The following is a 17,867-nucleotide window of genomic DNA, read 5'->3' as shown; positions in this document are numbered from 1 at the left end:
CACACTTAGACCCTTCGTTCGCTCACTTAATGACCACCAGCGGCCCCTGTTGCCGAACGGTGGCCGTTTAGCGAATAAAACCAGACAAAGCGCCCAGACAAGGGCAAAAAAACAGCAACCAAGCTGGATCCCCTGGGAAGATCATGGGATATTGCCCAACCGCAAAATTACGAACCATATTCAATAACCAAAATAGGAGGGCACCGACAGGGTGCCAGTAACGGACATGAGCCAAACCCCCGCCTCCCCCATCCGACGCCTGCTGAACCTCAGCCTGGTAAGCCAGATCGTCATCGGCCTGATCCTGGGCCTGCTGCTGGCCTATTTCGCGCCGGCCGCCGCCCAGGCCAGCAGCCTGCTGGGCACCCTGTTTGTCGGCGCCTTGAAGGCCGTCGCCCCGATCCTGGTGTTTGTGTTGGTGCTGGCCGCCGTCACCGGCCACCAGCAGGGCACCCAAACCCGCATGCGTCCGTTGCTGCTGCTCTATCTGTTCGGCACCTTCAGCGCCGCCCTGGTGGCCGTGCTGGCCAGCTTCGCCTTCCCCACCAGCCTCAAGCTGGTGGCCGGTGCCAGCCAGATCACCCCGCCGGACCAGATCACCGAGGTGCTGGGCAATCTGCTGTTCAACCTGGTGAGCAACCCTATCAAGGCCCTGGCCGACGCCAACTACATCGGCATCCTGGCCTGGGCCCTGGCCCTGGGTCTGCCGCTGCGTCACGCCAGTGAGGCCACCCGCAACCTGATCCAGGAGCTGGCCGGTGCCGTCTCCACCCTGGTGCGGGCGGTGATCCGCTGCGCCCCCCTGGGGATCCTGGGCCTGGTGGCCGGCACCCTGGCCGAGAGCGGCTTCGGCGCCCTGCTGGGTTATGCCCAGCTGCTGCTGGTGCTGCTGGGCTGCATGCTGTTCATCGCCCTGGTGGTGAACCCGCTCATCGTCTTCGCCGTGACCCGCAAGAACCCCTATCCGTTGGTGCTCACCTGCCTGAAGGAGAGTGGCCTCACCGCCTTCTTCACCCGCAGCTCCGCCGCCAACATTCCGGTGAACATGGCCCTGTGTGAACGCCTAGGCCTGCCGCGGGAAACCTACAGCCTCTCCATTCCCCTGGGGGCCACCATCAACATGGCCGGTGCCGCCATCACCATTACCGTACTGACCCTGGCGGCGGTGCATACCCTGGGCATCAGCGTCGATCTGCCCAGTGCCCTGCTGCTGAGCATCATCGCCACCGTCAGCGCCTGCGGCGCCTCCGGGGTGGCCGGTGGCTCCCTGCTGCTGATCCCCCTGGCCTGCAGCCTGTTTGGCATCGACAACGAGGTGGCCATGCAGGTGGTGGCCGTGGGCTTCATCATAGGTGTGCTGCAAGATGCCGCCGAGACGGCCTTGAACAGCTCCACCGACGTCATCTTCACCGCCGCCGCCTGCCAACACGGCAGCGACCAGGCCAAGGTAGAACTGGCCCCGGCCTGCCAGAGCGAAGCCTGATAAACGCGAGCCCCGCCTAGGCGGGGCTCCTTGATCTTGGCCGGCTATACTTTTCCCAACGTCCCATGGCGACACCCCCGTCGCCACCATGCTGGGAGAACAGGAAATGACTAGGCTGGCGTGCTACCTCAGCATGCTCTTGATCATCGGTCTCCACAGCCCAGGACTCGCTGTCGCCCAGCCGGACGGACAAGTTCGGATCCAGGGCCGGCTGCAGGTCACCTCCTGCCACCTACCCGCCTCACGGCCAGTGTCGCCGGCCCGTCTGCTGGCCGCCACCCAGTCCCGCTGTACCCCCTCCCGCATCCACTCCCGCTGGCAACCCAGACCGGCCAAATCGCGCCTCACCGGCGGGGTGCTGCTGCTGACCTATCTATAAATTTCCAAATGAAACCAATCAATTAGCTCCATTTGAGATCCATTCAGTGATAAAGATCCATTTGTGATCACATTTTTGTCAGATGGCAGTTTCTGCCCCCCGGAGAACTCGGTTTCAGTCACACCTTTTATCCTTCACACTTTTTAACATTCAGCGGTCAAAGAAAAACCAGTACCCACAAAACAGAGCCGCTGCAGGACAGCCGGCCATGTGAATAACGACGAAGGATGCATCATGAACGCCCAGCTTATTTCCCGCGCCCTGCTGGCCGCGGCGCTGCTTAGCGGCACCGCACAGGCCACGGACGGCACCATCAACTTTACCGGTACCCTCACCAGCTCCACCTGCACCGTCTCGGTCAACGGCGGCAGCGACGTGACCCTGCCAACCCTCTCCACGGATGCGCTGACCGACGCCGGCAGTTGGGCCGGCCGCACCCCCTTCACCGTCGATCTCAGCAGTTGCTCCATGGAGGACAGCCTCACCACGGTCGGTCTCTATTTCGAGACCACCAGCGAGATCGACAGCAGCAACGGGACCCTGAACAACAGCGGCACCGCCAGCAATGTGCAGGTCCGCCTGCGCAACGCCGACTACGACGTGCTGGACCTCACCGGCGGCGACATGGACAGCCAGAACTCCCTGGCCGCCACCCCGGACGGCTCGGGCAATGCCAGCATCGACTTCTTCGCCGAATACTATTCGGAAGCAGGCAGCGCCGGAGCGGGCACAGTGACCGCCCAGGCGGTATTCAGCCTCAACTATCAGTGAGCCCGTGCCGAACCGACCCCGGGCAGGGCAAGCTGCGATAAAAACGCCATGAAGGTAGTCAACCATGAAAGCAATCCAGTGCGCCCTGGCCGGCTTATGCTGTCTGTTGTGCTGGCCGCTGCAGGCCAACGTGGTGATCAACACCACCCGGGTGGTCTACCCGGGTAATGCCCGCGAGATCACAGTCGCACTGAACAATGGCGGCCCGGCGCCGGCGCTGGTGCAGGCCTGGCTGGACGAGGGCGATCCCGACGCCAGACCGGACCATACCCGGGTGCCTTTCATCCTGTTGCCCCCCATCTTCCGCCTGGATCCCCAGCAGGCCCAGGCCCTGCGCCTGACCTACAGCCAGAGCCGCCCTCTGCCCCAGGACCGGGAGTCCCTGTTCTGGCTCAACGTGCTGGACATCCCCGCCAAGCCCGACGACAGCGCCAACTATCTGCAGCTGGCCATCCGCTCCCGGCTCAAGCTGTTCTATCGCCCAGCAAGCCTCAAGGCCGACGTGCGCCAGGCGCCGGCCCGGCTGCAGATCAGGCTGGAGAACCAGGGCCTCCGTCTGGAGAACCCCACCCCCTTCTATGTGACCCTGACCGAGCTGCAACTGACTCAGGGCGAGCACACCCAGCCCCTGGACAGCCTCATGCTGGCGCCGTTTGCCAGCGAACGCCTCCCCCTCGCCCTGCCGGTCACCCCGGGTCCCCTTCAACTGACGTTCAAGAGCATCGATGACTATGGCGCCCTGCGTCCGCAGCAGCTGGCCGTGGCTCGTTAGTGGCGCCCTGCTGCTGGGCAGCGGCGGGTGCCAGCTGGCCCAGGCGGTGGAGTTCGATGCCTCTTTCCTGCAGCTGCAAGGGGGAGAGCGGCTGGATCTGGCCCGCCTGGCCCAGGGGCCCCTGCCCCCGGGACGCTATGAGCTGGACCTCTGGCTCAACGACCAATCCCGCGGCCGCCACCCGATCCGCATCGACAGCGGGGGGGCCAGCCCGCTGCATCCCTGCCTGACCGCGGCACTGCTGGCCCAGCTGGGGATACGCCCCCCCGAGGATCCCGCGCTCCAGCAGGCCCTGGCCGATCCCCGGGCCTGCCCGGCCCCCGAGTCGCTGGATCCCTTGGCCCAGTGGCGCTATGACGGCAATCAGCTGGCCCTCTACCTGACCCTGCCCCAGGCCCGCCTGCTCAAGTCCCCGGCAAACACAGGCCCATGGCAGCGCGGCATCACCGCCGGCCTGCTGCAGTACGATCTCAACCAGTACCACTATGGGACCAGCGAGCGGACCACAGATCAGCGCTACCTGGGCCTGGAGGGCGGCCTCAACTGGCAGGCCTGGCGCCTGCGCCATCGCTCCACCCTCTCTCAGAGGGATCAGGCGGCGACGGACTGGAACAACCTGGAGACTAACCTGTGGCGCAGCCTGCCGAGCTGGCAGAGTCGGCTGACCCTGGGACAGGCCAACACCCAGGGACAGTTCTTCGACTCCCTGGGCTATCGCGGCGTCAGCCTCGCCGCCGATCCCCGCATGCTCTCGGATCAGGCCCAGGGTTTCGCCCCCCAGATCCGTGGGCAGGCCCGCAGCCATGCCCGGATTTCGGTGCATCAGCAGGGCCGCCTGCTCTACCAAACCACAGTGCCCCCCGGGGAATTTGTCATCGACGATCTCTACGCCACCGGCTATGGCGGCGACCTGGAGGTGACAGTGCTGGAGGCCGACGGCAGCCAGCAGACCTTTACCGTGGCCAACAACGGCTTGCCACAGCTGCTGCGCGCCGGGCAGCACCGCTTTGCCCTCACCCTGGGGCGGACGGACGTGGCGGACGCCGACACCCAGGCGGCCCTACTGGAGGGCAGCTGGCACCAGGGACTCAGCAACCTAGCCAGCGTCTATCTGGGCAGCCAGCTCAGTGAGCACTACAGCGCCGGCCTCTGGGGCCTGGCCCTCAATAGCCCCTGGGGTGCCCTGGCCCTGGATCTCACCGCCGCTGTTCCTCACGAGGACCAGACCCGCCAACGCTGGCGGGCCCGTTACAGCAGGCAATGGACCGACACGGACACCCACCTGACCATCACGGGGCAGCACTACCGGCAACCTGGCTACCAGAGCCTGGCGGACAGCCTGCGGCGGTCCGATAGCGAGACCACGCCGGATCCCTGGCAGGGTGACTCCCCCCACAACCGGCTGGATCTGACCATGAACCAGCCGCTGGGGCGGCTGGGGGGCTCCCTCTACCTGTCCGGCTCCTGGCTGGCCAGCTGGGAGCACCACCGGCAATGGTATGGTCAGCTGGGCTACCAGCGGCAATGGGGCCCGGTGGGCCTGAACCTGTCGGCCAGCCGCTCCGGCGCCAGCAGCTGGTCGCCGGAAAATCGCTATCAGCTGACCCTGAGCCTGCCCCTGGGGCAGCAAGCCTATCCCCAGACCCTGAACCTGATGCTTAACCACAGCAGCAGCCAGCACTGGCAAAGCCAGGCCTATCTGTCCGGCAGCGGCGGCCCCCTGATCCCCTGGAGCTATGGCCTCAGCACCGCCCGCTGGCAGGAGTCGGGGCAGACCCATCACACCCTGGGCGCCAACGGCCAGTGGCGGGGCCAGAAGCTGGCGCTGAGCGGCAGCGTCAGCGGTGACAACCAGCAGCAGCGGCAATACAGCCTGGGGGCCCGGGGTGCCCTGCTGCTCCACCCCGACGGCCTGCTGGCCAGCCGGGATCTGGGGGAGAGCATCGCCATCATACAGGCGCCCGGTGCCGCCGGTGCCCACCTGCGCAGCTGGCCCGACATCCAGCTGGATGCCGACGGCATCGCCGTCGCCCCCTACCTGACGCCCTTCCGGCAGAATACCCTGGAGCTGGATCCCGCCGGCATGGATCCCAACGTGGAGCTGCTCAGCACCCAGCAGCAGGTCAGCCCGGACGCCGGGGCCGTGATGCTGCTGCAGTTTGCCAGCCGCCAGGGCTTCCCGGTCCTGCTGAGCGCCGCACTGGCGGACGGCCAGCCCCTGCCCTTTGGTGCCCAGGTGCGTGACGAACAGGGCGAGGCCGTGGGCGCTGTGATCCAGGGCGGCCAGCTGTATGCCCGGGTGAACAGCCGTCAGGGGCGATTGCTGGTGAGCTGGGGCGAGCAGACCGACGCCCAGTGCCAGTTGAGCTACCAACTGCCCGCACGGCCCAACGCCGCGGCCCTGTACCTGCCGCCGACGCCCTTGCGTTGCCAGGCCCTGCCCCAGGAGAACACACCATGAGACGCTCCCCTCGCCTGCTGCTTGGCCTGGCGCTGCTGGGCGCCAGCCTGCCCCTGTGGGCCAGCTGCAGCATCGACAGCGGCACGGCGCCGACCCTGTACAATCACAGCGGCCAGAGCAAGAGCCTCGCCATCACCACCTCGGTAGGCGCTCACCCCTTCGACTTTGGCGGCGCCCAGGGGATCAACACCTGGTCCAGCAGCTGTGACGGCAGCGAGGCGGCGGGCTACCTCAACATGGTGGGCAGCAACAGTCCGCTGGGCTATGCCTCGGGCAACTACGGCAACTCCAACGGCAACCCCATCTACGGCATCACGGCCCTGCCCGGCATCGGCTATGCCGCCAGCTGGAACCTCAGCACCACAGGCCTCAACAGCTATTTCCAGCCCTACGGCAACCTGTCGGCCCCCACCAGCTACGAGCTGACCGATCCCAGCTCCATGCGCATCGACTTCTTCGTCATGAGCAGCCTGTGGGCCGGCAGCTGGTGCCTGTCGGCGGGGGCCACCCTGGGGGAGATCCGCTTCGGCGACCAGACGGTGGCCCGGCTGCAGATCAGCGGCGAGGCCCTGTGCGTCAACGTCACCGGCCGCACCTGCAGCGTCAGCAGCGGCTCCCAGAATCTCAGCGTGGCGATGGGCGGCTACAGCCTGAGCCAGTTCAGCGGCATCGGCTACACCACGGCGCCCCGCCCCTTCAACCTCCAGCTGGAAAGCTGCACCGGCGGCGTGGCCCAGGTGAATATCATGTTCAATGCCACCGCCGACAGCGATGTCAGCGACGCCAGCGAACAGGGGGTGGTGCAGCTCAACAGCGGGGGCGCCAGCGGGGTGGCCCTCCAGTTGCTGCGCAGCGACAACACGCCCCTGCCCCTGAACCGGTATCCCGACACGCCCCTCTACTCCGGCAGCAGCCTGGCGGAAGGAGCCAGCCTGACCCTGCCGTTGCGGGCCCGCTACCTGCAGACCCAAAGCAGTGTCACCGCCGGCCAGGCCAACGCCAGTGTCACCTTCAACCTCATCTATCAGTGATCCGGCCCCTGGCCCCCAGGCAGGCTAGACTCGGCCAGCTACACTTATGCCTTCCCCCCTCGGGGCCCAGACAGGCATAGGAGACCAAGATGGCGGAGCGTTTCTATTACCCCAGCGACGAGGTGCTGGCCCAGGCCAATGTGCCGGAATACGAACAGCGTTACCGTTATTCCATCGAGCAGCGGGAGGCCTTCTGGGCCGAGCAGGCCGCCACCCTGGCCTGGTATCAGCCGTGGGACAAGGTGCTGGATGACAGCAACAAGCCCTTCTACCAGTGGTTCACCGGCGGCAAGATCAACATCATCCACAACGCCATCGATCGCCACCTGACGGGCGCCACCCGCAACAAGCTGGCCATCATCTGGGAGAGCGAGAAGGGCCAGGTGCGCTCCTTCTCCTACCATGCCCTCAACCGGGAGGTCTGCCAGTTTGCCAACGTGCTCAAGAGCATGGGGGTGCAGAAGGGGGATATCGTCACCATCTACATGCCCCAGATCCCCGAGCTGGCGTTCGCCATGCTGGCCTGCGCCAAGATAGGTGCCGCCCACTCCGTGGTGTACGGCGGCTTCTCGGTGGAGGCCCTGGCGGCCCGCATCGAGGACGCCGACAGCCGGGTGCTGGTGACCGCCGACGGCGGCTTTCGCCGGGGCAAGCCGACGGATCTCAAGTCCATCGCCAACGAGGCCATGCAGCGCTCCCCCAGCATAGAGGTGTGCATCACGGTGCGGAACAACGGCCTGGAGGTGCAGATGGAAAGCGAGCGGGACTTCTGGTACCACGATCTCCAGTCCCTGCCCATCGCCAGCCCCCGCTGTGACACCGAGGTGATGGACGCCGAGGACCGGCTGTTCATCCTCTACACCTCCGGCACCACCGGCAAGCCCAAGGGGCTGGTGCACACCCACGGCGGCTACGCCGTCTACACCGCCACCACCCACCGCATGGCCTTCGACATCAAGCCGGAGGACCGCTGGTGGTGCGCCGCAGATCCGGGCTGGATCACCGGCCACAGCTACATGATCTACGGCCCGCTCATCAACGCCAGCACCCTCATCATGTACGAGGGCGCCCCCAACTACCCCTATCCCAGCCGCTGGTGGCAGATGGTGGAAAAATACGGCGTCACCATCCTCTACACCTCCCCCACCGCCATCCGCGGCCTGATGCGCTTCGGCGACCGCTGGTCCGCCCGCTACGATCTCAGCAGCCTGCGCCTGCTGGGCTCGGTGGGGGAACCCATCAACCCCGAGGCCTGGCGCTGGTACTACGAGGTGATCGGCGGCAGCCGCTGCCCCATCATAGACACCTGGTGGCAGACCGAGACCGGCGGCTTCATGATCTGCCCCCTGCCCATCACGCCGCTCAAGCCCGGCTCCGCCACCAAACCCTTCTTCGGCAACGAGATAGGGGTGGTGGACGATGCGGGCAACGAGGTGCCGGTGGGGGAAGAGGGCAAGCTGGTGGTGAAGAACCCCTGGCCGGGCATGGCCCGCACCATCTTCGGCGATCCCCAGCGCTATGCCGAGCTGTACTGGGGGGACTATGCCGACAAGGGCTACTACAAGGCCGGGGACAGCGCCAAGATAGACGAGGACGGCTACGTCTGGATCATCGGTCGCATGGACGAGGTGCTCAAGGTCTCCGGCTACCGCCTGGGGACCGCCGAGATCGAGAGCGCCCTGGTCAGCCATCCGGCGGTGACCGAGGCGGCGGCCATAGGCCTGCCCCACGAGCTCAAGGGCACCGGCATTCACACCTATGTGCTGCTGCGCAGCGGCCTCATCGGCGACAAGCACCTGGAGACCGAGCTGAAGGAGCATGTGGCCCGGGAGTTGGGCCGCATCGCCACCCCGGAATCGGTGCAGTTTGTCGAGAGCCTGCCCAAGACCCGCTCCGGCAAGATCATGCGCCGGGTGCTGCGGGCCCGGGCCCTGGGCCAGGATGAGGGGGATCTCTCCACCCTGGAGGAGTAGCCCGCCTGCCATAAAAAACGGCCGTCGATGACGGCCGTTTTGCTGTGGGTCGAGGGCACAACCTAGACCTTGAACTGCTCCACCAGGCGCTGCTGCTCATCCGCCAGGCTGGCCAGCTGGGCCAGCATCTCGTCGGCCCGGTTGGACTGGGCGATCACCTGTTCGCTGGACTTGCGCACGTTGTTGACGTTGAGGCTGATCTCGCCACTGACCTGGCCCTGCTCCTTGATGGCGATCTCGATCTGGTTGCTCATCTGCTGGATGGTGGCAATGGCCCGGGTGATCTCCTCGATATGGCTCACCGCCTGGCGGCTGTGCTGCTGGGTCACGTCGGCCTGCTGGTGGCTCTCCAGTATGCCGTTCACTACCTCACGGGTGCCGGACTGCAGATCGCCGATCACCTGGCGGATCTCCACCACCGAATCCTGGGTGCGACGGGCCAGGTTGCGCACCTCGTCCGCCACCACGGCAAAGCCACGGCCCTGCTCCCCGGCCCGGGCCGCCTCGATGGCGGCGTTCAGCGCCAGCAGGTTGGTCTGCTCGGCGATGGCGGTGATCACCTCGAGGATCTGGCTGATGTTGTCGCTGTTGGTGGACAGGGCCTCCACCTTGGGTTTGGTGGCATTGATGTAGTCCATCAGCTGCTCCATGGCCAGGCGGGTCTCCTCCACCACGGCCTTGCCCTGCTGGGCCGCCTCCTCGGCGCTGTCCGCCGCGCTCACCACCCGGTTGGCACTGATGGCCACCTCCTGGGAGGTCTGGTGCATCTCCTCGATGGCGGAGGCCACCATGTCCAGCTCGTTGAACTGGCTATTGAGGGCCGCCTTGTTGCTGGCGGTGAGGGCCACTGCGGCCTGGGTGGCATCCCGACTGGTGCTCACCCCCCCCACCAGGGTGCGGACGGTACCGTGTATCTTGTCCAGGAAGGCATTGAACCAGTTGGCCAGCTGGCCCAGTTCGTCGTGCCGGTCGAGGCGAATGCGCTGGGTCAGATCCCCTTCCCCCTGGGCGATATCCTTCAGGCGATCCGCCACCCCGGCCAGGGGCCGGGCGATCTGCCGGGCCAGCAGGCTGAACAGCCCCAGACCGATGAGGGTGATCAGCAGCGCCAGCAGCAGCAGTTCGGTAAGCGTCCCCTTGAGCTCGGTGGAGAGCTGGCCCTCGATACCGCTGGCCCGGGCCAGCACCGCCGGTGCCGGGATCCGGATCAGCATGGCCCAGGGCTTGGCACTGCCATGCACGGCAATGGGCAAAAACAACTCCAGCATGCCGTCATCCCAGCTCAGCTGCTCGCCCGCTGTCGCCAACAGCTGGTCCACCCGCGCCCCCAGCGCCGCATCCTGCGCCGTCAGCCCCTGCCCCTGTACCAGCCCCTCGGCGGTGCTGGCCAGCACAGTGCCTTGAGCGCTCAGCAGCACCACATCACCCTGGCCGTCATACAGTTGGCTGTCCACCTGGGCCATCATGGCCTGGGTGCGGCTCAGATCCACCGTCAGGCCCAGGGCCCCGATGAGCTTCTTGTTCAGGGTGATGGGCAAAGAGAGTCCGGTCTGCAGCTGTCCGTTCACCAGCCTGGGTTCCTGCAGGCAGATCTGCTGACTTTGCAGGGTGCAGCCGTAGAAGGGCTCCGCCTTGTCCCCCGCCAATTGCGGCTCCTCTATGCTGCCGCGGGAGAGCCGATCCCCCAGCTTGCGCCAGGTGAAGGCCATGCGACCGGCATCATTGGAGCCCAAGTAGCTGGCCCCGGTGTAGATGCCATCGGCGTTATCCAGAGCATTGGGCTGATAGATGACAAACCCGCCCAGCAGGCTGGGGGCGCTCTCCAGGGTGGCCCGCAGGGTGTGCATCACGGCGCCCCGCAGCAGCTCGCTATCCAGCAAATTGGTCTCGGCGAAAGACTTCTGGAACAGCTGGGCCTGCACCGCCGCCTCGCCCCGCACATACACCTCCGAGAGGTAGTCAGTGAGTTCGGCGGACTGCAGCGCCGCCTGACGCATCAGTTGCTGCTCGGCGTCGCGCTTGAGCTCATCGCTGATCTGCGCCACCACCATCTGGTTGCTCTGGTGAATGTCCAACAGGGCGATGCCGGTGAGGGTGGCCATGGCCAGCAGCAGACAGCCGCCAGCCAGCAGTGAAATCTTCCATTGCAAGGAGAGTCTACGCATGAATCCGTCCATACCTACTGCCAACGAGCGTCAGATGATAGGGAGTCCCGGGGATAAAAACCAGCCTCATTTGGTGGGGAAATATCTCTTAATACCTTGATTAGCAAAAGATAAATAAAGAGAAAGGCACCAATTCACGCCATTTGATCCATGTTGGGGCTCAATGTCAGCACAAGGCCCCGGCAGACGCATCCCGCAGGCCATGGCGCAGGGCGGAGAGAATGAATTGAACATAGGTCTTCATATGCAGCGCCAGCGTCAGCATGCTGCAGGGATGCAGGGCGTTGAGGATCAGACCATCCAGGGCGCAGTGAATAAACACCGCCGCCTGATCCACATCCAAGTCGTCGGGCAACTGGTGATGAGCCATGGCATTGCGCAAGGCGCCGCGCAGCTGCACCTGATAATTTCTCACCACCGCTTGGATTTGCTGATGAAACGCCAGCATCTCGTCGCTCGGTTCGGTCTGATTGAAGAACAGCCGGAAAAATTCCCGGTGCGAGTCGCTGGTGGTGACATTCTCCAGAAGCAGCAACAAGAAACGCTCCAAATGCCCCAGGGGATCCGGCTCATCCACATCCAAGCTGGCAGAGAGCATCTGACTTATGGGCTCACACAGCTCCTGCCACAGGGCCATCAGCAACTCGGCCTTGTTCTTGAAATGCCAATAGATGGCGCCGCGGGTCACCCCGGCCTCGCTGGCCACCGCCGCCAGGCTCGTGGCGGCCCAGCCCTGCTGACTGAACTGGCGCATGGCCGCCTGCATGATGGCATGGCGGGTTTCCTGGGCTTCGGCCTTGGTTCGACGAGCCATCTTGACCTCGGTAGTGGGGGTAAAAAAGCGCAAAAACCGCTTACATACATTCTTGCATGTATGTATATTGCCATGCAGGAAGCTGTTTGCCAAATCCGCTTCCCTCTCCTACCTAGCACGAAATGGACACTTAAGAGGATTCACGCACTATGCCCGCTCGCTCCTTTCGCCCCACGCTGGTCGCCCTGGTGCTCTCCGGCCTTCTGCTGACGGCTTGCGGTGAGGCAACCACAGCCCAACAGGCCGGTCCGGCCCAAGCCATCCCGGTGGATGTGGTCACCCTGCACCCCGTCACCCTGCCCCTGACCAGCGAACTGACCGGCCGCACCAGCGCCTATCGCATCGCCGAGGTCCGCCCCCAGGTGGGTGGCATCCTGAAGAAACGCCTGTTTACCGAAGGCGCTCACGTCAAGGCCGGCCAGCCCCTGTACCAGATAGATCCGGATACTTATGAGGCCAGCGTGGCCAGCGCCAAGGCCAATCTGGCCCAGGCCGAAGCCCTGGAGGCCTCCAGCCGCCTGCAGGCCAAGCGCTATGCCGAACTGGTGAAGATCCAGGCCGTCAGCCAACAGGACTATGACGATGCCCAGGCCAGCTGGAAGCAGTATCAGGCCCAGGTCGCCGCCGCCAAGGCCAGCCTCAAGAGTGCTCAGATCGATCTCAATCGCACCCGCATCACGGCCCCCATCACAGGCCGGATCAGTTCTTCTGCTGTCACCGAAGGGGCCCTGGTCACCGCCTCCCAGAGCGATGCCCTCACCACCATCAGACAACTCGATCCCCTGTATGTGGACCTGACCCAGTCCAGCACAGACCTGCTGCACCTCAAGCGGCTGATGGCCGAGGGCAAGCTGGCCACCGACAAGGATCAGCAGCCCCTGGTGCACTTCACCCTGGAAGACGGCAGCGCCTACAGTCAGGTGGGCAAGCTGCAGTTTGCCGATGCCAGCGTGGATGAGACCACAGGCATGGTGACCCTGCGCGCCGTGGTGCCGAACCCTGACGGCCTGCTGCTGCCAGGCATGTTCCTGCGCGCCAGCCTGGATGAAGGCCAACGGGCCGATGCCCTGCTGGTGCCCCAGAAGGCGGTGACCCGCACCCCGCGGGGCGGCACCAGCGTCATGGTGGTCAACGGTCAGGACCAGGTGGAACCGCGTGATATTCAGGTCAGCCAGAGCATCAAGGGCAGCTGGCTGGTGGAGTCCGGCCTGCAAGCCGGTGACAAGGTGATCGTAGCCGGCCTGCAGAAGGTGAAGACCGGCGCCAAGGTTGCCCCACAAGAAGCCGCCGCCACCGCTGACGCCGACAAGGAGTAATGGCCCCATGGCAAGATTTTTTATTGACCGCCCCATCTTCGCCTGGGTTATCGCCCTGGTGATCATGCTGGCAGGCCTGCTGTCGGTTACCCAACTGCCCATCGCCCAGTATCCCACCATAGCCCCGCCGGCCGTGGGGATCTCCGCCAGCTATCCGGGTGCCTCCGCCAAGACGGTGGAAGAGTCGGTGACCCAGATCATCGAACAGAACATGACGGGGCTGGATCACCTGCTCTACATGTCGGCCCAGAGCGATGCCGCCGGTAACGTCTCCGTCACCCTGACCTTCCAGCCGGGCACGGATCCGGACATCGCCCAGGTGCAGGTGCAGAACAAGCTGCAGCAGGCCACCTCCCAACTGCCCTCCGTGGTGCAGCAACAAGGGATCAGCGTGCGCAAGACCTCCAGCAGCTTCCTGATGGTGGCCGCCATCATCTCGCCCAAGGGCACCTGGGGGAACGATGACCTTTCCGATTACCTGGTCTCCAACGTCAAGGAGCCGGTAAGCCGACTGGATGGTGTGGGGGAAATCAACGTGTTCGGCAGCCAGTACGCCATGCGCATCTGGCTGGATCCGAGCAAGTTGGAGCGCTTCAAGCTGACCCCTGCCGACGTCTCCGCCGCCATTACGGCGCAAAACGCCCAGGTGGCCCTGGGCAAGGTGGGGGGCACTCCGTCGGTGGCGGGCACCCAGTTCACCGCCACCATCATGGGGCAGAGCCGCCTGACCAGCCCGGAAGCGTTCGGCAACATCCTGCTCACCGTGACCCAGGACGGCGCCAAGGTCCGCATCAAGGACGTGGCCCGGGTGGAGCTGGCCGGTCAAAACTATGACACCGAGGCCAAGTACAACGGCAAGCCCACCGGCGCCCTGGCCATCCGGCTGGCCACCGGCGCCAACGCCCTGGACACCGCCGAGAAGGTGAAGGCCAAGATGGCCGAGCTGTCCCAGTACTTCCCGGATGACATGGAGGTGGTCTATCCCTATGACACCACCCCCTTCGTCAAGATCTCCATCGAGGAGGTGGTCCACACCCTGATCGAAGCCATAGCGCTGGTGTTCTGCGTCATGTATTTGTTCCTGCAGAACTTCCGCGCCACCCTGATCCCCACCATCGCCGTGCCCGTGGTGCTGCTGGGGACCTTCGGCGTGCTGTCCGCCTTCGGCTTCTCCATCAACACCCTCACCATGTTCGGCATGGTGCTGGCCATCGGCCTGTTGGTGGACGATGCCATCGTCGTGGTGGAAAACGTCGAGCGTCTGATGAGCGAGGAGGATCTCTCGCCCCTGGAGGCCACCCGCAAGTCCATGGATCAGATCACCGGCGCCCTGGTGGGCATCGCCCTGGTGCTCTCCGCCGTGTTCGTGCCCATGGCCTTCTTCGGCGGCTCCACCGGCGCCATCTATCGCCAGTTCTCCATCACCATAGTCTCCTCCATGGTGCTGTCGGTGCTGGTGGCCCTGATCCTGACGCCGGCCCTGTGCGCCACCCTGCTCAAGCCCATGAAGCACGGCGAGTTTGGCGAACAGCGCGGTTTCTTCGGCTGGTTCAACCGGATCTTTGATCGGGGTACCAACGCCTATCAGCACGGCGTTCGCAAGGTGGTGAAGCAAGGGGTGCGCTACAGCATCCTGTATGCTGCCATGCTGGGTATCCTGGCGGTGCTGTTCATGCGACTGCCCTCCTCCTTCCTGCCGGAAGAGGACCAGGGGGTGATCATGGCCATGGTGCAACTGCCGGTGGGCGCCACCAAGGAGCGCACCGAGGAAGTCATGACCAAGATGCGCAACTACTTCCTGCAACAGGAAAAGGACAACGTCGAGACCGTGATGACGGTGGCGGGCTTCAGCTTCGCCGGCTCCGGTCAGAATACCGGGATGGCGTTTATCAAGCTCAAGGACTGGAGCCTGCGCAAGAGCGCGGACCGCAGCGCCAACGCCATCATAGGCAGGGCCATGGGCTTCCTGTTCAGCATCAAGGAAGCCCAGGTTTACGCCTTCAACCTGCCCTCCATTCCCGAACTGGGCACCGCCACCGGCTTCGACTTCTACCTGCAGGATCGCAGCGGTCTGGGCCACGACAAGCTGATGGCTGCCCGTAACCAGCTGTTGGGCATGGCCGCCCAGAACCCCAATCTGGTGCGGGTCCGCCCCAACGGCATGGAGGATACCCCCCAGCTCAACGTCCAAATCGATTACGACAAGGCCATGGCCCAGGGGCTGTCGGTCTCCGACATCAACGACACCCTGTCGGCCGCCTGGGGCTCCTCCTATGTGGATGACTTCGTGGATCGGGGTCGGGTGAAGAAGGTCTACCTGCAGGCCGATGCGCCCTTCCGCATGACCCCGGAAGATCTCGACCGCTGGTATGTGCGCAACAGCAGTGGTGACATGGTGCCCTTCTCGGCCTTCGCCAGCGCCAGTTGGGGCTACGGCTCACCGCGCCTGGAGCGCTACAACGGCGTATCCGCCATGGAAATCGTGGGGGAAGCCGCCCCCGGCAAGAGTACCGGCGAGGCAATGGCCGCCATCGAGGAGATCGTCAAGCAACTGCCCGATGGCATAGGGCTGGAATGGACGGGTCTGTCCTATCAGGAACGGCAGGCCGGCGCTCAGGCACCCGCTCTGTATGCCATCTCCCTGCTGGTGGTGTTCCTCTGTCTGGCCGCCCTGTATGAAAGCTGGAGTATCCCCTTCTCCGTCATGCTGGTGGTGCCCCTCGGGGTCCTGGGGGCCATCCTGGCCGCCACCGCCCGCGGCCTGGAGAACGACGTCTACTTCCAGGTGGGTCTGCTGACCACCATAGGGCTGTCGGCCAAGAACGCCATCCTGATCGTGGAGTTCGCCAAGGAGTTGTATGACAAGGGCCGGGGCCTCACCGATGCGGTGGCCGAAGCGGCACGCATGCGTCTGCGCCCCATTCTGATGACCTCACTGGCCTTCATGCTGGGGGTATTGCCGCTGGCCATCAGCACCGGCGCCGGTGCCAGCAGCCGTCACGCCATCGGTACCGGGGTACTGGGCGGCATGATGAGTGCCACCGTGCTGGCCATCTTCTTCGTTCCCTTGTTCTTCGTGCTGATCATCCGTTTTTTCACCAAGCACGAATCCCGGGCCGAGCGGCTGGCCCACGCCCAGTCGGAGGTAAACCATGACTAAGACCCTGCTCGCCCTGAGCCTGACCCTGACCCTGGGGGCCTGTTCCCTGGCCCCCGACTACGAGCGCCCGGCCACTCCGGCCGGCGCCACCTGGCAGGCCGGCACCAGCGAGACCGCTCCTCTAGGCTGGCAACAGCAGTTCCAGGATCCGGCCCTGCAGACCCTGATCCAGCTGGCATTGGACAACAGCCGGGATCTGCGCCTGTCGGTGCTGGCGGTGCAGCGCTATGAGGCGCAATACCGCATCGAACGGGCGGCCCAGTTCCCTGGGCTGGACATAGGTGCCAGCGGCAGCCGCGCCCGTTCCCCCTCCACCGTGACCGGCGGCGAGGCCAGCATCAGCAGCCAGTACAGTGCCAACCTGGGAGTGACCTCCTATGAGCTGGATCTGTTTGGCCGGGTGCAGAACCTGAAGAACCAGGCCCTGGAAAACTACCTGGCACAAACCCAGACCCAGCGCAGCACCCAGCTGGCCCTGGTGGCCTCGGTGGCGGACGCCTACCTCAACCTGATCTCCGACACTCAGCTGCTGGCCCTGAGCCAGCAGACCCTGACCACGGAGCAGGAGAGCTATGACCTCATCGCCCGCAAGCAGACCCTGGGGGCAGCCTCCGAGATGGAGCTGGCCCAGGCCCGCACCAGCCTGGAGAGCGCCAAGGCCAGCGTGGCCCAGTACCACAGACTGCAGGCGGCGGATCGCAACGCCCTGACCCTGTTGATGGGCAGCCCGCTGCCGGCGGATCTGACGCTGCCCAGCCAGCTGGCCGAGGTACAATTCGCCGCCATTCCGGTGGGCGCCCCCTCCAGCCTGTTGGCCCAGCGACCGGACATCGCCGCCGCGGAACACAGCCTGAAGGCCGCCAATGCCAACATAGGGGTGGCGCGCGCCGCCTTCTATCCCAGCATCAGCCTGACGGCCACCGCGGGAACGGCCAGTGCCGAGCTGGGAGATCTGTTCAGCGCCGGCTCCGGCAGCTGGTCCTTCGTGCCCAGCCTGTCCCTGCCGCTGTTTGACTTCGGCAGCAACCAGGCCAACCTGGATGTCGCCAAGATCGATCAACAGGAGGCGGTCGCCACCTATGAGAAGACCATCCAGACTGCCTTCCAGGAAGTCTCGGACGGCCTGAACGCCCAGACGGACTACCAGCAGCAGCTGGCGGCCCAACAGGCCCAGGTGGAAGCCAACCAGACCTACTTCACCCTGGCGGACAAGCGCTATCAGCACGGTGTGGACAGCTACCTGACCCGACTGGATGCCCAGCGCAGCCTGTTCAGCGCCCAGCAGAGTCTGGTCTCCAGCCAGCTGGCGGCCCTCTCCAACCAGGTGAGCCTGTACAAGGCCATCGGGGGTGGCTGGCAAGCCAGCGCCAGCCCGGCGAAGCCGCAATCCTGATGTGACCCACCCCGCCTTCTGGCGGGGTTTTTCTTGGGCCGGACGGCTCCCCGCCCTGGCCTATACTCATGACTGTCTCCCGATCGGATATTCATCCGACCTGTTGGCATCGCGACCGCGGAGCCCCCGCCAGGTCAAGGTGCCGGTTT

At 65.0% G+C, this 17,867-nt stretch carries 12 protein-coding genes; 10 read left to right on the top strand and 2 right to left on the bottom strand.

The genetic code is table 11. From position 1 onward, the window contains the following. The first annotated feature begins 226 nt into the window (after positions 1-226). From sstT to acs, 7 genes are all read left to right on the top strand, one after another. Entirely contained in the window at positions 227-1,483 is a 1,257-nt protein-coding gene (gene sstT, locus ABHF91_RS04240; RefSeq protein ID WP_409422221.1) for a serine/threonine transporter SstT, read from the top strand. Positions 1,484-1,589: 106 nt separating this feature from the next. Beyond that, the gene (locus ABHF91_RS04235; RefSeq protein WP_409422220.1) at positions 1,590-1,862 is read left to right on the top strand and encodes a hypothetical protein; all 273 of its coding nucleotides are present in this window, start codon (positions 1,590-1,592) and stop codon (positions 1,860-1,862) included. Between the two features lie 234 nt (positions 1,863-2,096). Then, positions 2,097-2,633, top strand: a complete 537-nt coding sequence (locus tag ABHF91_RS04230; protein ID WP_409422219.1) for a fimbrial protein — start codon at positions 2,097-2,099, stop codon at positions 2,631-2,633. A 64-nt stretch (positions 2,634-2,697) separates the two neighbouring features. Next, the gene (locus ABHF91_RS04225) at positions 2,698-3,405 is read left to right on the top strand and encodes a molecular chaperone (RefSeq protein WP_409422218.1); all 708 of its coding nucleotides are present in this window, start codon (positions 2,698-2,700) and stop codon (positions 3,403-3,405) included. Next, positions 3,359-5,866, top strand: coding sequence for a fimbria/pilus outer membrane usher protein (locus ABHF91_RS04220; RefSeq protein WP_409422217.1), 2,508 nt, complete (start codon positions 3,359-3,361; stop codon positions 5,864-5,866). The genes ABHF91_RS04225 and ABHF91_RS04220 overlap by 47 nt, the downstream gene beginning before the upstream one ends. Beyond that, a complete protein-coding gene (locus ABHF91_RS04215; RefSeq protein WP_409422216.1) occupies positions 5,863-6,897 on the top strand; it encodes a fimbrial protein in 1,035 nt (344 codons plus the stop codon). Before ABHF91_RS04220 ends, ABHF91_RS04215 begins: the two co-directional genes overlap by 4 nt. A gap of 89 nt (positions 6,898-6,986) precedes the next feature. Next, entirely contained in the window at positions 6,987-8,870 is a 1,884-nt protein-coding gene (acs, locus tag ABHF91_RS04210; protein WP_409422215.1) for an acetate--CoA ligase, read from the top strand. 62 nt (positions 8,871-8,932) lie between these two features. Here the strand turns inward: acs and ABHF91_RS04205 are convergent, their stop codons facing one another. Together ABHF91_RS04205 and ABHF91_RS04200 are read right to left on the bottom strand one after the other, a co-directional pair. Further along, positions 8,933-11,035, bottom strand: a complete 2,103-nt coding sequence (locus ABHF91_RS04205; protein ID WP_409422214.1) for a methyl-accepting chemotaxis protein — start codon at positions 11,033-11,035, stop codon at positions 8,933-8,935. Positions 11,036-11,201: 166 nt separating this feature from the next. Then, the gene (locus tag ABHF91_RS04200) at positions 11,202-11,849 is read right to left on the bottom strand and encodes a TetR family transcriptional regulator (RefSeq protein ID WP_409422213.1); all 648 of its coding nucleotides are present in this window, start codon (positions 11,847-11,849) and stop codon (positions 11,202-11,204) included. A 149-nt stretch (positions 11,850-11,998) separates the two neighbouring features. Between ABHF91_RS04200 and ABHF91_RS04195 the strand changes: the two genes are divergently transcribed. Genes ABHF91_RS04195 through ABHF91_RS04185 form a run of 3 tightly spaced genes read left to right on the top strand, consistent with a single transcriptional unit; the run spans position 11,999 to position 17,718 of the window. Next, positions 11,999-13,165, top strand: a complete 1,167-nt coding sequence (locus tag ABHF91_RS04195) for an efflux RND transporter periplasmic adaptor subunit (protein ID WP_409422212.1) — start codon at positions 11,999-12,001, stop codon at positions 13,163-13,165. Between the two features lie 7 nt (positions 13,166-13,172). Further along, complete coding sequence (locus ABHF91_RS04190; protein ID WP_409422211.1) at positions 13,173-16,325, top strand: efflux RND transporter permease subunit; 3,153 nt, start codon at positions 13,173-13,175, stop codon at positions 16,323-16,325. After that, positions 16,318-17,718: an efflux transporter outer membrane subunit gene (locus ABHF91_RS04185; RefSeq protein WP_409422210.1), complete on the top strand. Its 1,401-nt coding sequence runs from the start codon at positions 16,318-16,320 to the stop codon at positions 17,716-17,718. The genes ABHF91_RS04190 and ABHF91_RS04185 overlap by 8 nt, the downstream gene beginning before the upstream one ends. Positions 17,719-17,867: the final 149 nt, after the last annotated feature.

This window comes from Pseudaeromonas aegiceratis (assembly GCF_046254905.1).
Classification (GTDB): Bacteria; Pseudomonadota; Gammaproteobacteria; order Enterobacterales; family Aeromonadaceae; genus Pseudaeromonas; species Pseudaeromonas aegiceratis.
The sequence above is the reverse complement of the archived record's forward strand: the minus strand, read 5'-3'. Positions and strand labels throughout refer to the sequence as shown.